The 15203-nt window shown below is 61.6% G+C and carries 12 protein-coding genes and 1 tRNA gene; 8 read left to right on the top strand and 5 right to left on the bottom strand.

Features of this window, described 5'->3' with window-relative positions; translation table 11 throughout:
* The first annotated feature begins 41 nt into the window (after nt 1–41).
* Both BEN48_RS10450 and BEN48_RS10445 read left to right on the top strand, forming a co-directional pair.
* Nucleotides 42–803 (top strand): PASTA domain-containing protein, encoded by a 762-nt coding sequence (locus BEN48_RS10450; RefSeq protein ID WP_070734618.1) that lies wholly within the window; start codon nt 42–44, stop codon nt 801–803.
* A gap of 141 nt (nt 804–944) precedes the next feature.
* Nucleotides 945–2894 (top strand): T9SS type A sorting domain-containing protein, encoded by a 1950-nt coding sequence (locus BEN48_RS10445; RefSeq protein WP_083320965.1) that lies wholly within the window; start codon nt 945–947, stop codon nt 2892–2894.
* A 111-nt stretch (nt 2895–3005) separates the two neighbouring features.
* Here BEN48_RS10445 and BEN48_RS10440 read toward each other — a convergent pair whose 3' ends face one another.
* On the bottom strand, nt 3006–3494 hold the full coding sequence (locus tag BEN48_RS10440; RefSeq protein WP_070734899.1) for a fasciclin domain-containing protein: 489 nt from the start codon (nt 3492–3494) through the stop codon (nt 3006–3008).
* A gap of 700 nt (nt 3495–4194) precedes the next feature.
* A tRNA-Arg gene (locus tag BEN48_RS10435) sits at nt 4195–4266 on the bottom strand.
* Nucleotides 4267–4425: 159 nt separating this feature from the next.
* Here BEN48_RS10435 and BEN48_RS10430 point away from each other — a divergent pair.
* Nucleotides 4426–4893, top strand: a complete 468-nt coding sequence (locus tag BEN48_RS10430) for an Ohr family peroxiredoxin (RefSeq protein WP_070734614.1) — start codon at nt 4426–4428, stop codon at nt 4891–4893.
* A gap of 79 nt (nt 4894–4972) precedes the next feature.
* Here the strand turns inward: BEN48_RS10430 and sucC are convergent, their stop codons facing one another.
* Together sucC and BEN48_RS10420 are read right to left on the bottom strand one after the other, a co-directional pair.
* Entirely contained in the window at nt 4973–6169 is a 1197-nt protein-coding gene (sucC, locus tag BEN48_RS10425) for an ADP-forming succinate--CoA ligase subunit beta (protein ID WP_070728883.1), read from the bottom strand.
* 105 nt (nt 6170–6274) lie between these two features.
* On the bottom strand, nt 6275–7438 hold the full coding sequence (locus BEN48_RS10420) for a glycoside hydrolase family 113 (RefSeq protein ID WP_125932586.1): 1164 nt from the start codon (nt 7436–7438) through the stop codon (nt 6275–6277).
* Between the two features lie 136 nt (nt 7439–7574).
* On the opposite strand from BEN48_RS10420, the gene BEN48_RS10415 reads away from it, so the two are divergent.
* The 5 genes from BEN48_RS10415 (at nt 7575) to BEN48_RS10395 (ending at nt 14181) form a co-directional block, all read left to right on the top strand.
* The gene (locus BEN48_RS10415) at nt 7575–8234 is read left to right on the top strand and encodes an ABC transporter ATP-binding protein (protein WP_035561930.1); all 660 of its coding nucleotides are present in this window, start codon (nt 7575–7577) and stop codon (nt 8232–8234) included.
* Between the two features lie 308 nt (nt 8235–8542).
* The gene (locus tag BEN48_RS10410) at nt 8543–9328 is read left to right on the top strand and encodes a hypothetical protein (protein WP_070734895.1); all 786 of its coding nucleotides are present in this window, start codon (nt 8543–8545) and stop codon (nt 9326–9328) included.
* A 407-nt stretch (nt 9329–9735) separates the two neighbouring features.
* On the top strand, nt 9736–12297 hold the full coding sequence (locus BEN48_RS10405; protein WP_070734612.1) for a PAS domain-containing sensor histidine kinase: 2562 nt from the start codon (nt 9736–9738) through the stop codon (nt 12295–12297).
* Nucleotides 12298–12324: 27 nt separating this feature from the next.
* Complete coding sequence (locus BEN48_RS10400) at nt 12325–12723, top strand: response regulator (RefSeq protein ID WP_070734610.1); 399 nt, start codon at nt 12325–12327, stop codon at nt 12721–12723.
* 342 nt (nt 12724–13065) lie between these two features.
* Entirely contained in the window at nt 13066–14181 is a 1116-nt protein-coding gene (locus BEN48_RS10395; RefSeq protein ID WP_070734608.1) for a TlpA disulfide reductase family protein, read from the top strand.
* 129 nt (nt 14182–14310) lie between these two features.
* Here the strand turns inward: BEN48_RS10395 and BEN48_RS10390 are convergent.
* Nucleotides 14311–15203 (bottom strand): IS4 family transposase (locus BEN48_RS10390; RefSeq protein ID WP_125932585.1); only part of this gene is annotated, 893 nt, incomplete at its 5' end.

Here is a 15203-nt window from a genome sequence, read left to right as displayed (position 1 = left end):
ATGACGTTCTTTATTCCTTCAAATAGCATCTTACTCACTCAATGTCTTTCTTTTCTGCTAATTCCCCCCTCGACGTGGTGAAGCACTTGGTGCTGATTGCCATAGCCGGCCTGCTGCTGATTCTGGGGTTCTTCTACGTGTACCTGCCCATGACCACGCACCACGGCGAAACCATTACAGTACCCAAGGTGACGGGCATGAACGTGGCCGACCTGGAGGACTACCTCGAGGAGCGCAACCTGGCCTACTTCGTGGACGATTCCAGCTACAGCCCCAGCATTCGGCCCTTTACGGTGCTGGTGCAGGACCCCGCGCCCGGCGAAAAGGTGAAGGAAGGCCGCAAAATCTACCTGCAGGTGAGCATGAAAAACCCGCCGGTAATCAAGATGCCCAAGCTCACCGATGGCTCTTCGAAGAATGCCATGCTCATCCTGAAAAGCTACGACCTGGTGGTGGGCCAGATTCAGCTGGTGCCCGACCTGGCCCAGAACGCCGTGCTCAAGCAGCTGGTGAACGGCAAGGAGATAGCGCCCGGCGCCCCCATTGCCAAAGGCACCAAGGTGGACCTGGTGGTAGGCGACGGCCAGGGCAACCAAACCTTTGCCGTGCCCTACCTCATCAACATGCCCGAGGACGAGGCCGTGACCCTGCTGGTGGGCCAGGGCCTGCAAAAAGGCGAAGTATTCCAGGTGCCCGCCGAGAGTGGCCAGGTGCCCGGCACAGTGGTGCGCCAGCGCCCCATCGCCAGCCCCGACGCCACCATTCGCATGGGCCAGCTGGTTGATATCTGGGTGGCCCAGTAATTCGTATCTGAGTAGCGCGAAGCGTGCTTCGCGTCCGTGTGCCGAAGGGATTAGTTCTTGTGGCGCCGGGCGCGAAGCACCGCTTCGCGCTACTGCACTTTTTCCGGTTCTGCCGTCGTTAGGTTTTCAAAGCCCGATTCTATGACCAATTGCTTCTCCTGCTACCGCCGTTTCCTATTGCCCGCTTTGCTGCTGCTGGCCGGCGCGGCAGCCGGCCAGGTGGCCCCCGCGCTGCCCCTCGCCGCCGACCCGGCCCGCGCCGCGTATGCCCCCACCAAGTCCCAGCGCGCCCAGCAGCGCGGGGTGGCCGCGGTGGCGCTGCCTTTTTTCGACGATTTCACCACGCCCCTCGAAGGACTGCCCAAAACCCTGAACTGGCTGCCCACCGGCGGCGCTTTGGTTAACAACCGCCTGGCCCTGCAGCCCCTGACCCGCGGCACGGCCACCCTCGACGGCCTGCGGGCCAACGGCCGGAGCTACAGTGGGCTGGTGACCAGCTCCTACGGCGAGCTTGATTCGCTGACATCACAGCCCATCAACCTGGGTGGCCTGACGCCAAACGATGCCGTGTACCTGAGCTTTGCCTGGCAGGCGGGCAGCATTGTGGGCGTGCCCAATGCCAGTGGCGGCACCACGCCGGTACGTTTGGAGCTGTACGTGCGCACCGCCAACGGCACCTGGGAGCTGGCCTGGAGCCAGGCCAGCACGCGCCGCCGCACCGGCTTCCGCCAGCAGGTCATCGACCTGAACCAGGCCAAGTACCTGCACGGCAGCTTCCAGTTTCGGTTTGTGGCCATCGGCAACGCTTCCGACAACAGCGACAACTGGAGCATCGACTACGTGGTGCTGGACCGCGGCCGCACCCGCGGCACTTCCGATACCACCTTTGTAGACATTGCCACCAGCGCCGGGTTGCGCGGCGGCAACCCCTCGGGCGGCCTGCGCAGCCCCCTGCGGCGGTTTTCGGCCATGCCGGTGTGGCAGTTCAACGCCGCCCCGGCAGGCACCAGCGAGCTAAACCCGCGCCTGGGCGTGAACCTGAGCAACCTGAACGCCGGCGTGCTGCCCATTCCCATTGATATCACCGGCTCGGTGCGCGTGCTGCCCGCCGCGGCGCTGGGCAGCTGGCTCCAAATAAGCCGCCCGCTGCCTGTGAACCCACGCCTCGACAGCGTGACCGGGGCCGCCAACCGCCTGGCCATACCCGCCACGGCTGTTGAAAAGCGCCTGCGCTACACGCTGGCCCTCAACACCCAGGAAACCAACCCGCGCACCCTGGCCAACGACACCATCTTCCGCGACGTAGAGCTGAGCAACTACTACGCCTACGACGACGGCTCGGCCGAAAACATCACGCAGCTGGTGCCCTACTCCACGGGCCAGTCTGCCGCCTTCGCTTATCGTTTCGACCTCAACCAGCCTGATTTCGTGCGGGCACTCCGCCTGTACCCCGTTTTCACCGCGTCGGATGCCGGCCCGCGCCCCATCACCATCAACGTGTGGGCCGATGAGGCCGGCCGGCCCAGCCAGCAGCCCCTGGCCACCAAAACCGCTACCATTTCCAACCCGTTACCGGCCGGCTTTCAGTACGCCGAAATCACATTCGACGTCCCCGTGCGGGTTTCGGGGTCCTTTTACGTGGGCTACTCGCAGCCCTCGCAGGGCCGCGACCTGCACTACGGCCTCGACCTGAACAGCACTTTTCCGGCCCGCCACCTCTGGCGCCGCGACAATACCGGCACCTGGGACACCGTGAACTTCGTGCCGCGCGGCCTGCCGCCCCGCGGTGCCCTCATGATGCGTGCCGTGATGACCAATGGCGTGGTCACAGCCACAGCTTCGGCCCGCGAGGCGGCAGCTTTCAGCCTGTTTCCCAACCCGGCGGCGCGGGGCACCACCGTCACGGTAGCGGGCCCCCGCTTTGCCCGCGCCACCGTATTCGATGCCCTGGGGCGGGCAGTCTGGCAACAGCCTACGGCGCAGGCCGGGCAGGCGAGCCTGGCGCTGCCCGCACTGCCACCGGGCGTTTACACGGTGCGGCTCACCCTGCCCGATGGCCGCCCCGTGGGCCGCCGGCTGATGCTGGAATAGCCGCACCAGAAAACACAAAAAAGAGGCCCGTCTAATTGGACGGGCCTCTTTTTTTGGCCATTGGGCGTAGCAGCAGCATATGCTGCTACCGGCCCGGCTTGGTGTGTGCGCTTAGTTAGCGGGCATCAGCACCGTGTCGATAACGTGGGTTACGCCGTTGCTCGAAATCACGTCGGCGATGGTCACGGTAGCCATGCCGCCTTTGGCGTCTCTAATCATTACGCCGTTGCCGTTCTTCATCACGGTCAGCTGCTCGCCCTGCACGGTGGTCAGAACCTGGCCGGCGGTGAGGTTGGCAGCGGTGAGGCGGCCGGGTACTACGTGGTAGGTCAGGACTTTGGTAAGAGTCGGCTTCATTTCGGGAGTCACCAGCGAGGCAACCGTGCCAGCGGGCAGCTTATCGAAAGCAGCGTTGGAAGGGGCGAATACGGTGAAAGGACCGGCGCTTTTCAGCGTCTCTACCAGGCCGGCAGCCTTCACGGCAGCCACTAGGGTGGTGTGGTCAGAGCTGCCCACGGCGTTGTCCACGATGTCCTTATCGGGCGTCATCATGGCGCCGCCCACCATAACACCACCGCCGGTGCCCATGGTGGTACTCATCGCCTCGCCTTTGCGGGGCTTGGTTTTGGCTTTCATTTTGTCGCCCTTATCTGTTTTGCCTTTGACCTTCATTTTGCCGTCGTCGGCCATTTTGGTCTTGGTCATCGTGCCGTCGGCCTTGGTTTTGGTTTTCTCGTCGTCACTTTTGGTTTTCATGTCCTGAGCGAATGCAGGAGTTGCGAAAGCGACGGTGAGAGCGAGGGCGGCGAAGAGTGGTTTGCTGTTCATGGGAAATTATTAGGAAGTGATAAATTTAACTGGCCACTATACGTGGTTCAATTCGTTTTGGGTGTTGAGACTACTGTGAAAGTCGAAAAAGCTGTCATCCCGAGTGGAACGAGGGACCGTGGTGCGGGGGAGGGTTCACCTCAACAAAGGCAGCGAAGCAGACACAATGCCTGCTAATGGATTCGATTAGCCAAACCCCGCTTGCGGCAGTGCGGTAACGTCGGCCATTGTGCTAGAATCCTCAGTACGAAAAAGCCCCACGGCCTCGATTGAGGAGCGAGGGGCTTTTGTCATAGGCGAGTTGGCATCTACAACCCTTTGGGCTTGCACAAATCTATTCGACTGAAATATTCACTCCGCTTACCCTACCACCGCTGCCTAAAAACGCAAGCATAAAAGCCGCGCCGCGTACCCACAAGCGTACCTTGAACAAACAAAAACCCCATTTCCAAGCTGGAAACGGGGTTTTTTGTGGCCGCGTTAGGAATCGAACCTAAATCAAGAGCTTCGGAAACTCTCATACTATCCGTTGTACGACGCGGCCGGATTGCGGCTGCAAAAGTAGCCATAAAAGCGAAGGGGACCAAATGTAACGTCACAATTACTGCAAGTCAGCCGGGAATAGGCAAAACCTCAAGCCTGCAATATCAGTTAAGCCAACCGTGTTAATGCTCACAAATCTTCAACCTTCTACATCGTCTTTATGAAAAAGAATCTGTACACGGCCGACGCCTCGGCCATTGGTGGCCGTAGCGGCCGCGTTCGCTCGGCCACGGGCACTATCGACATGGAAATGTCGGTACCCGAAGGACTGGGCGGCAAAAAAAATGCTACCAACCCCGAAGAGCTGTTTGCTGCCGGCTACGCCTCGTGCTTCCAGCAGGCGCTGCTCGTGATTGCCCAAAAAGCCGGCGACACCCTCGATAAGGAAAGCAAGGTGCAGTGCTCCGTCACCTTGTTTCAGGAAGGCGAAGGCTACGGCCTGAGTGCCGTGCTGGACGTGGACCTCAAGAAGTTCGACGAGGCCAAAACCATTGAAATGGTGCGCCAGGCACACGTTATCTGCCCGTACTCGGTGGGCACCCGCGGCAACATGGAAGTGGAGCTGCGCGTGATGGGCAAAGCCATTCCGGTGAAGGCCGAAGAGAATGCGGGCGTTGCCGGCGAGTAATTTTTTAACTGGTTGTTAACTGAAAAATGCCGCCGGATATGCTCCGGCGGCCATTTTTCAGTTCAACAACCAGTTACCGCTACGCGGTAGCCAGCACTTCCTTTACACGGGCGGCGGCGTCCTTCAGCAGGGTAGCCGATTTCACTTGTAGACCGCTTTCGTCGATGATGCGCGCACCTTCTTCGGCGTTGGTGCCTTGCAGGCGCACGATGATGGGCACGCGGATGTCGCCGATTTTCTTGTAGGCCTCCACCACGCCGTTTGCCACCCGGTCGCAGCGCACAATGCCGCCGAAGATGTTGATGAGGATAGCCTTCACGTTCGGGTCCTTCAGGATGATGCGGAAGCCTGCTTCTACCGTCTGGGCGTTGGCTCCACCCCCTACGTCGAGGAAGTTGGCCGGCTCGCCGCCGCTCAGCTTGATGATGTCCATGGTGGCCATGGCCAGGCCGGCACCGTTCACCATGCAGCCCACGTTGCCGTCGAGCTTCACGTAGTTCAGGTTGTTCTGGCTGGCTTCTACTTCCAAGGGGTCTTCCTCGTTGAAGTCGCGCAGGGCCACGAAATCTTTGTGGCGGTACAGGGCGTTTTCGTCCAGCGTCACCTTGGCGTCCACGGCCAGAATCTTGTTGTCCGACGTCTTCAACACGGGGTTAATTTCGAACATGGCGCTGTCGGTTTCGTCGTAGGCCTTGTACAGGGCGGTTACGAATTTCACCATCTCCTTCTGCGCTTCGCCCTCAAGGCCCAGGTTGAAGGCAATTTTGCGGGCCTGGAAGCCCTGCAGGCCCACGGCGGGGTCTACGTGCTCGCGGTGAATTTTCTCGGGATGCGCCTCGGCTACCTCCTCGATGTCCATGCCACCTTCGGTGGTGTAGATGATGACGTTTTTGCCCAACGCCCGGTCCAGCAGCACGCTCATGTAGTACTCCTTCGGCTCCGAAGCGCCGGGGTAGTACACGTCCTGGGCTACCAGCACCTTGTTTACTTTGCGGCCTTCGGGGCCGGTTTGCTTGGTAATGAGCTGCATGCCAATGATGTCCTTGGCAATACCCGCCACCTTGTCCAGGCCTTTAGCGAGCTTCACTCCGCCCCCTTTGCCTCGTCCGCCGGCGTGGATTTGCGCCTTGATGACGAACCAAGTGGTGCCGGTGTCAGCCGTCAGCTTTTCGGCGGCGGCCACGGCCTCCTCGGGCGTATCGGCCACAATGCCTTCTTGGATACGGACACCGTATTTTTTCAGGATTTCCTTGCCCTGGTATTCGTGAATGTTCATAAGGTTGGTAAAGGGGTGGGTTTAGCTACTCTTACCTTCGGTTGGTAGCACGAAAGTACGGCGGCCAGTCTTTATTGTAGCAATTGCGTGCTCGTAGCAACCGTTTTACTGCCCGTACCAGCGGGCCAGCACGGCTTCGGCGGGCTTGTGCTGGGGCGTGAAATCGGCGTGGCGGCGGGCCGGACCGTCGGGTGCTAGGCCGGGGTACCACTTCCAGATAAACATGCCTTTCAGCCACGGCTGGCCCCAGCAGGCCCGGAACAGGGCCTCGTAGCAGCGGGCCTGCGTGGCTTCGTCGGGCGCTATGGGCAGGGCCAGGCGCTCGGGCCACTCCCAGGGCCGGGCGGCGGCATCGGGGGTGGTTTTGTAGCCCACTTCGGTGAACACAATCGGCTTTTTAACCTTTTTCTGCCAGGCGGCCAGCTCGCGCAGGTGGGGCTGCCAGCCGGCTATCAGGGTGTCGAGCGACGGGTTGGCGGCCGGGCTCAGGGGGAAGTAGGCTTGAATGCCTACGTAGTCGAGCGCGTCCCAGAACCGAATTTGCTGGTACTCGCCGCTCCAGTTGGCGGCGTAGGTGAGCGGCCCTTGGTACACCTTCCGGATTTGGCGAATGAGGCGGCGCCACGCTTTGTCGTGGGCGGGCTTGGTGGGGTACAGCAGCTCGGTGCCAATGCAAAAAGCGTCGAATTTGCCTTCCTCGGCCACCTGGGCGTAGTGCAGGATGAAGCTGGTGTAGCTGGCAAACCAGGCGTCCCAGTCGGCCTGGTTTTTCATGTTGATGTCGCCGGGCCAGGCGCCATTGCCGCGCACCCAGAGGTGGGGCTTGAGCAGGGTGCGGATGCCGTGCTGGCGGGCCAGCCGCGCGGTGTGCAACAGGCCGGCGTCGCTCTCGCCCCAGTAGCTGCCCCGGCTGGCCCGCCGCCCGGTACTTACCCGTATCGCGGGGTCGGCTGCGCCGGCCTGCCAGCCAAAGGGCATTTGGGCTATCCAGGTCACGTGGGCTTTGCGCAGGGGCTCCAGGTCGGCGGAGGTGGCAGAATCGCTGCCCACCCAGCTCACGCCGCGCAGGCGGGTGCTGTCGAAAGAACCCGCAGCGCTGGATGGAGCGGTTTCGGATGCGGATGGCGTAGAGGCCAGCTGCTGGTTGAGGGCCGGGCCTGCGTCTGTGCCCCCTATGTGCCGGGGCCACGACCACAGAACCAGCAGCGGCACTGCAGCCAGCAGCACCAGCAGCCACCAGCGCCGCCACAAAACAAAAGGTACAGGCATGAGCGAAAGGTCAGTCACTGGCAAATTTTCAAAATATACCGCCCGGGTTGCAACATGTTTGCGGCCTCGTAACGCTAGCGTAGATTCTGCGTAGCTTTGCCACTACCGCATCATTCACGCTTTTCGTTGCCTTCCGTTGCTGCAAGCTATCAACATTCACAAGAGCTACAACTCCCTGAACGTGCTCAAGGGCATCGACTTGACGATTGAAAAGTCGGAAATCGTCAGCATCGTGGGTTCTTCGGGCGCGGGAAAAAGCACGCTGCTGCACATTCTCGGCACCCTGGACAACCCCGATTCGGGCGAGGTTTTGTTTGATGGCGAGTCGGTGAGCACGCTGGGTCGCAACGACTTGGCCCGGTTCCGCAACCGGCACATTGGCTTCATCTTCCAGTTCCACAACCTGCTGCCTGAGTTCACGGCGCTGGAGAATGTGTGCCTGCCCGCCTACCTGGCCGGACGCTCCGAAAAAGAAGTGCGCGTGCGGGCCCGCGAACTGCTCGGCATGCTCAACATGGAATTCCGGGCCGACCACAAGCCCAGCGAAATGAGCGGCGGCGAGCAGCAGCGCGTGTCGGTGGCCCGCGCCCTTATCAACTCGCCCGAAATCATCTTCGCCGACGAGCCCAGCGGCAACCTCGACACCAAGAACGCCCAGGAGCTGCACCAGATTTTCTTTTTGCTGCGCAAAGAGCTGGGCCAGACCTTCGTAATTGTGACGCACAACGACCAACTGGCCGAAATGGCCGACCGCAAGATTGTGATGCGCGACGGCCACATCGTGGAAGGCGGGTAGGTTTTTTTCACCGCAGACGCCGCAGACGCCGCAGACGCAAACGCAGAAGGCCGCAGAGGATTTATTCTTCTGCGGCCCTTCTGCGTTTGCGTCTGCGGTGAACGCATTGCAGCCCATTTAGCAAGCGAAGTCCCCAGTCCCGGCCGCTTACCTAATCTGATTAGTTATTATATTTTCACTATTGCTGATAAACACCTGATAAACAACGATAAAATTTACCAGTAATTTTGGCTTTTCTGGCACGTTTTCCGCAATGCTTCGGTTATAAACCCGAACATCAGTTGGACACATTACTAAAGAACAAAGCCATGAACGAGGCCACCAAAACCACCAAGGACATTACCAAGAAAGTAAAAGTCGAGAGCTACGATATTAGTCGCTCCGATGAGACGCTGGACCTGGCGAAGGACCTCGCCAAGTTCATCAAGGACAACAAGCTCACCACCAACGTGCAGGGCAAGGAGTTCGTAAACGTAGAGGGCTGGCAGTACGCCGGTTCGCGCCTGGGCATTGTGCCCATCGTGGAGCACGTCATCAACGTGAGCAGCGCCGATGAGATGAAGTACCAGGCCAAGGTGACGCTGTTTGACATCCGCCACCAGATTACCGTGGGCGCTGGCTTTGCCGTGTGCTCCAATAAGGAGAGCGGCAAGAAGTTCTACCAGGAGTTTGCCATCATGAGCATGGCGCAGACCCGCGCCATTGGCAAGGCCTACCGCAACTGCCTGGCCTGGATTATCCGCGCCGCCGGCTACGAGCCCACGCCCGCTGAGGAAATGGACTACAATACTAACACGCCCGCTGCCGTTGTGGCGCCGGCGGCGGCTGTAGCGCAGGCCGTGCCCGCCATGCAGGTAGTGCCCGCCGAGGCCCCGGCCGTAGCCGCCGAGCAGGCAGCACCGGTGCAGTACGCCACGGCGTCGCAGAAAGAGGAAATCATCCGCTTGCTGAACCACCCGGTGATTACCCGCCCTGAGAAGACCAAGATGCTGCTCAACATCAACCGGCTGGACGAGGAGCGTGCCATTCAGGCCATCGCCAAGCTGCGCAAGGCCATCGACGACCGTGAGAACGGCGAGAAGGCCGCTGCTTAAGCTTCGGCTACGATACTTTAGAAGCCCGGTGCCGTGAGGTATCGGGCTTTTTTTTGCCCTTTTCTATAGGCGAGGGGGCTGCGTGTGCCCGCCAAAGTTGACGCTGCCGCGTTTCGCTGGTAGTCCCTGGGGCAAGGTAATCGGGGTTCATTAGTTCGGTGCCCATTCCTGGGATGGTTGGTAGCCTGGTCCACTACCACTTGGCATTTTCATCTTTAAGCGCGGGGCGATGAACTTCCGTGCACGCGGCAGCGTAATCGGGCGCAAAGGCTGAACTGGCGGCACCTCGCTGGCCAGTCCGGTCGCAGTTGTCATTCCGTCCTTGGGAAAATCTTTCTGCTTCGCCCAGGCAAGCCGTCCCGCTGCCCAAAGCAAAGGAACCTGTATTCCAGCCTGCCCACCGTCCCATGCCCGACACGCCTGCTTCTACCCTGCCCCACTTGCCGGCAGGATTCGATGAATTTTCGCTCACGCTGCTGGAAGTAGCCCTGACGGGGTTCATTTTGTTTCGCCCGGTGTACGACGCGGCCGGCACTACCATAACCGACCTGGGCTACGAGTACCTCAACCCCGCCGCCCAGCAGATGCTGCGGCTGCCGCAGCGCCCTGAGGAGTCCTTTCTGACGCGTTTTCCCAACGCCGGGCCAGTTGGCATTTTCGCCTTCTACCGCGATGCTTTCCTGTCGGGGCAAACCCAGCGCGAGGCTTTTAATTTTCAACACGATGGCCTAGAAGGCTATTTTCATCTGGTAGCCCGGCGGCAGGGGGCGCTGCTGGTCGTCAGCTTCCTCGACACCCTGGACCCGCTGCCGGCGGCCCAGGCCGGGGCGCTGCAGCAGGCACAGAACCGCGAACAGGCCGCCCAGGCCGAAGCCGAGCACCAACGCGGGGAGCTCCGGCGGGTATTTGAGCAAGCCCCCGTGGCCATTGCCGTGTACCGGGGGCCCAAGTACATCATTGAGCTGGCCAACCCCACGGTGTGCCGGCTGTGGGGCCGCACCCCGGAGCAGATTCTTGGCAAGGGCTTGTTTGAGGCGCTGCCCGAGGTAGCCGGCATGGGCTATGAGGAGCTGCTGGATGGGGTGATGGCCACTGGCAAACCCCACGTAGCCCACGCCATGGAGGCCCAGCACGACCGCAACGGCCGCCGCGAAACCGTGTACTGGGACTTTGTGTACGTGCCCATGCACGAGGCCGACGGCAGCATTTACGGAGCCATGGTGGTGGCCACCGAGACCACCGAGCAGGTGCGGGCCCGCCAGCAGCTGCAGCAGCTGAACAACGAGCTGGAGCAGCGCGTGGCCGCTCGCACGGCCGAAACCCGCGTCGCCCTTGTGGAGGCGGAGCAGCAGCGCGAGCAGCTGCGGGTGCAGCAGGGCCTCCTGAGCCAGATTATTGGCCAGGTGCCCGCCGCCATTGCCACGCTTAGTGGCCCCGAGCACCGCTATTCGTTCTTCAACGACCAATACCAGCGCCTGGTGGCGGGCCGCGCCGTGCATGGCCGCCCGGTGGCCGAGCTGCTGCCCGAGATAAAGGAACAGGGCTTTTTGGCGCTGCTCGACAAAGTATACACCACCGGCCAGCCTTTCAGCGGCACCGAAACGATACTTTTGCTGCCGGGTGCTGCCGCCGAGTCGGCCGAGACGCGGTACATCGACTTTATGTACCAGCCGCTGTTCGACGGGCAGGCGCGCCCGCAGGGCATTCTGGCGTTCATCGCCGACGTCACCGACCGGGTGCGGGCCCGCAAGCAGGCCGAAACGGTGCAGGCTGCCATGCTGGCCGTGGTGCAGCGCCAGGCCCAGCAGCGGCAGGACCTGTTTCAGGTATTTGAGCAGACGCCGGTGTCCATTGTGCTGCTGCGCGAGCCCGACCACCGCATCGACCACTTCAACCCGGCCTTCGTGGAGCTGTTTCCGCCCGAAGAGTGGAACGGGCCGCTGCGCGGCCACACCCTGTCGGAGGTGTACCCGCGCATCCGGCTGGCGGGCCTGGTCGAGCTGATGGACATTGTGTACGCCACCGGCGAAAGCCAGGCGGTTATCGACATGCCGCTCGCCAAGCTGCACCCCGGCAGCCCGCGCTACGTCACGTTTGCCTACCAGGCCTACCGCGAGGAAGGGCAAATAGTGGGCGTGGCGGCGTTTGTGTACGACGTGACCGACCAGGTGCTGGCCCGCCACCAGGTACAGGCCCTGAACGCGGAGCTGGCGGCCATCAATCAGCAAGTCCAGGCCACCAACGAGGAGCTGCAGAACACCAACAGCCGCCTCACGCGCACCAATTCCGACCTGGACACCTTCGTTTATTCGGCTTCGCACGACCTGAAGTCGCCCATTACCAACGTGGAAGGGCTGCTGCTGGCCCTGCGCGAGCACCTGCCGGCCCCGGCCTTTGAAGTTCCGCTGGTGCCGCGCCTGCTGGGCATGATGGACGACGCGGTGGCGCGCTTCCAGCAAACGCTGGGCTACCTCACCGACGTGACGCGCCTGCAGCAGGGGCAGTCCGAGCACCCCGCCGAAGAAATTGACCTGCCCACGCTAGTCGACGCCGTGCGCCTCGACATGCTGCCCGAGCTGACCGCCGCCGGGGCCACGCTTACCGTAAATCTGGACGGATGCCGCACGGTTCGCTTCTCGGCCAACAACCTGCGCTCCATTGTTTATAACCTGCTCAGCAACGCCGTGAAGTACCGGGCGCCTGACCGAGCCCCGGTCGTGGCGTTGCGCTGCCACACCGCCCCCGGCCAGGTGGTGCTGGAGATGCAGGACAACGGGCTGGGCCTGAGTACGGCGCAGCAAACCGAATTATTCCGCATGTTTCGCCGCCTGCACGGCCACGTGCCCGGCTCGGGCGTGGGCCTGTACATGGTCAAGAAGATGGTGGAGAATGCCGGCGGCAGCATCGCGGTGCAAAGCCAGCCGGGCGTGGGCTCCACCTTCACCGTTACGCTACCCAACCCGGGCTAGCCCATCATCTTTTAATCTCCTGCTTGCATGAAAAAGCTTTCGAGCGTACTCCTGGTCGACGACGATTCGACCAACAATTTTTTGAACGAACTGCTGTTCCAGAGCCTGGGCGTGACGGACAAATTGCTGCTGGCCGAAAACGGCAATCAGGCCCTGGACCTTATTGAAAATACCGCCGGCCCCGACGAGCCCGCCCTTATCCTGCTGGACGTGAACATGCCGGGCATGAACGGCATCCAGTTCTTGGAGGCGTATAAGCGCCTGCCCCAGGCCCAGCGCAGCGCCACGGTCGTCATCATGCTCACCACCACCATGGACGCCCGCGACCTGTCCCGCCTCGAAGAGCTCAACATTGCCGGGCTGGTGAGCAAGCCGCTGACCAAGGAGAAAATCGAGAACATCATGCAGCTGCACTTTCAACGGTAAAGCAACTGGTTGCGGAAACGTAACGGCTGCTTGAGCTTCGGCCTCGTGGCCTGGAAAGCCTGGTGCCGTGCGGTGCCGGGCTTTTTTGTCAGGTGCTTGGTTCGCCTTTGAAGTTGAATAGTGAGCCCTTGTGCGAAATGGGATGTGGGGTCTTCATCCTGCCGATGATTTCACTGTGTGCTTAAACTGGAGAATGCGGTTTTCAGCTGGTGCATGATGGGCATTTTTACTGTGATTTTGTGACCTGGAAAAGACAAGTTTTCAACATCGCTATTATCACGGGTGCCGCCTACCTTTAGCGCCTGGCTGCTACTGGCTGGAACCCTACCCCTTCCCCGTCCCATGATGAAAACCCACTTAGCTGGTTTGCTGCTGCTGGCCCCTGGCCTCGCGCTGGCCCAATCTCCCGCACCGGCTACCTATCCGTACATAATCAAAGGCAAAATTTCCCAGCTTGACGCGCCGGCCAAGGTGTATTTGGTGCGTGGTACGGAACGGCTTGATTCCGCCACGCTTCAACACGGTCGTTTTGAAATGAAGGGCACCACCCCTCAGCACATGACGGTCTCCCTGGTACTGGAGCGGCAGGGCCGCTTGCAAGACGGGTGGCGCGAGCAGATGAGGGGAGGCAAAATGAGCAGATATTATTTCGAGTCGCCCGACCGCGTGCGCCTGTTTCTGGAGCCCGGGCCGGTGGTCGTCACCAGCTCCGATTCGGTGTTTAAAGCGCTGGTAAAGGGCGGGCGGCTCACCACCGACTACCAGCAGCGCCAGGAAGCCATGAAGACCATGGCGGACAATTTCGAAAAGGCTACCCCGCGGGGAAGTTTCACAGCCTACCACAATGAGGAGGCCCGCACCAAAATGGCCTTCATTAAGGCGCATCCAGCCTCCTGGGTCAGCTTCGAAACCCTGCAGGAGTTGCCACCAGGCACGACTTACAACGAAAAAGCGTCCCTGTATGCCGCGCTTAGCCCTGCCCTGCGCAACAGCCCTGCCGGGCAGCAGTACGGCCAGCTGCTCGCCAAGCAAAAAACTACCGCCATCGGGGCCCAGGCGCCCGACTTCGTGCAGCCTACCCCAGCCGGCAAGCAGGTTTCGCTGGCCGACTACCGGGGCAAATACGTGCTGCTTGATTTCTGGGCCAGTTGGTGCAGCCCGTGTCGCGCCGAGCATCCACAGATGGTAAAAGTCTATGAAGCCTATAAAAACCGCAACTTTGAAGTGTTGGGCATCTCGTTTGACGAAGGCCGCGATAGATGGCTAAAAGCCATAGCGGACGACAATCTGCCCTGGACGCAGGTAGCCGACCTGCGTGGCCCGGAAAACGAGATATACAAGCGCTACAACCTACAAGGCATCCCGCAAAATTTTCTCATTGACCCCACAGGCAAAATTGTGGCCGTTAACCTGCGCGGCGACGATTTAGTGGCGCAGCTTGCCAAGTTTATCAAGTAACGTTGCTCGGTGGCCACCTAGCGATATCGATGCAAGGCAATAAGCAGAAAAGCCCCGTACCGTGAGGTCCTTGTCCTTACCCAAAACTTGAAAGAGCGCCGGCCGGCAGGTCGGCGCTCTTTTTTGGGGCTAGTCATCGAGCAGTTGCGCGGCCATCTGTACGCCTTCCACGAGCAGACGCAGGCTCCGTCGGCCGAGCCAGAGCGTTTGCCAGCCGGGTGGGCCGTCGCCTTTACGGCCCAGATGCCCGCCCAGCGCGGCCAGGGCCAGAAACACGGCGCGCACCGTGTCCAGGGGGCGGCGGCTCTGCTGGCGCAGCACCCGCAATTCCTGCTGCGTCAGACCAGCTGCCTCGGCCGGCGCGTCCGGCTCCAGCCGGCTTTTCTCGCGCAGGTCCACCAGGGCCAGCGCCACCACGCTGAGCAGGGCCACCGCCGCGAAGAGCCGGGCGGCCGTTTGCAGCTGCAGCTGCTCCACCCGCAGGCCCGTTTTCAGCGCCTTGTGGAAGTCCTCTATCAGCCAGCGGCTGGCATACTGCCGGGCGCAACGCAGGGCTTGGGCAAAGTTGCTCAGGGGCTGGTCGCAGAGCAGCAGCCATTCCAGGCCGGGGGCCTGTTCAGGGGCCGTTTCTTCCCAAACACGCACCACGCTGCCCGGTACCGGCTCGCCCTTGCCCGTGGCCCCGCCTGGCCGTTGCGGGGCGCGCAACGCGAGTGGCGGGCTGAAACTTATCTGCAAGACCACCTCCCGCGCCGGCTGGCGCGGCCGCCCCCGCAGAACCAGGGCAAAGCTGCCCGCGCTGGGCTGAGCGCGGGCCAACTCGAAGAGACGGCCCGCTGGCGTTTTGGCCGCGCCCGCGACCAGGGCCCGGTCCTGGGCGGCGCGCACCACGAAGCCCAGGCCCTGGGCCTGGCACTGGTGCAAGTGCTCGTAAATGTCCGCCCCCCGGTCGGCCACCACCACCCAGCGCGTACCCGGCGGCGGGCTGCCGACGGCCCGTAAACCCTGCCCCCACAAGGCCG

The organism is Hymenobacter glacialis, assembly GCF_001816165.1.
Lineage (GTDB): Bacteria > Bacteroidota > Bacteroidia > Cytophagales > Hymenobacteraceae > Hymenobacter > Hymenobacter glacialis.
The sequence above is the reverse complement of the archived record's forward strand: the minus strand, read 5'-3'. Positions and strand labels throughout refer to the sequence as shown.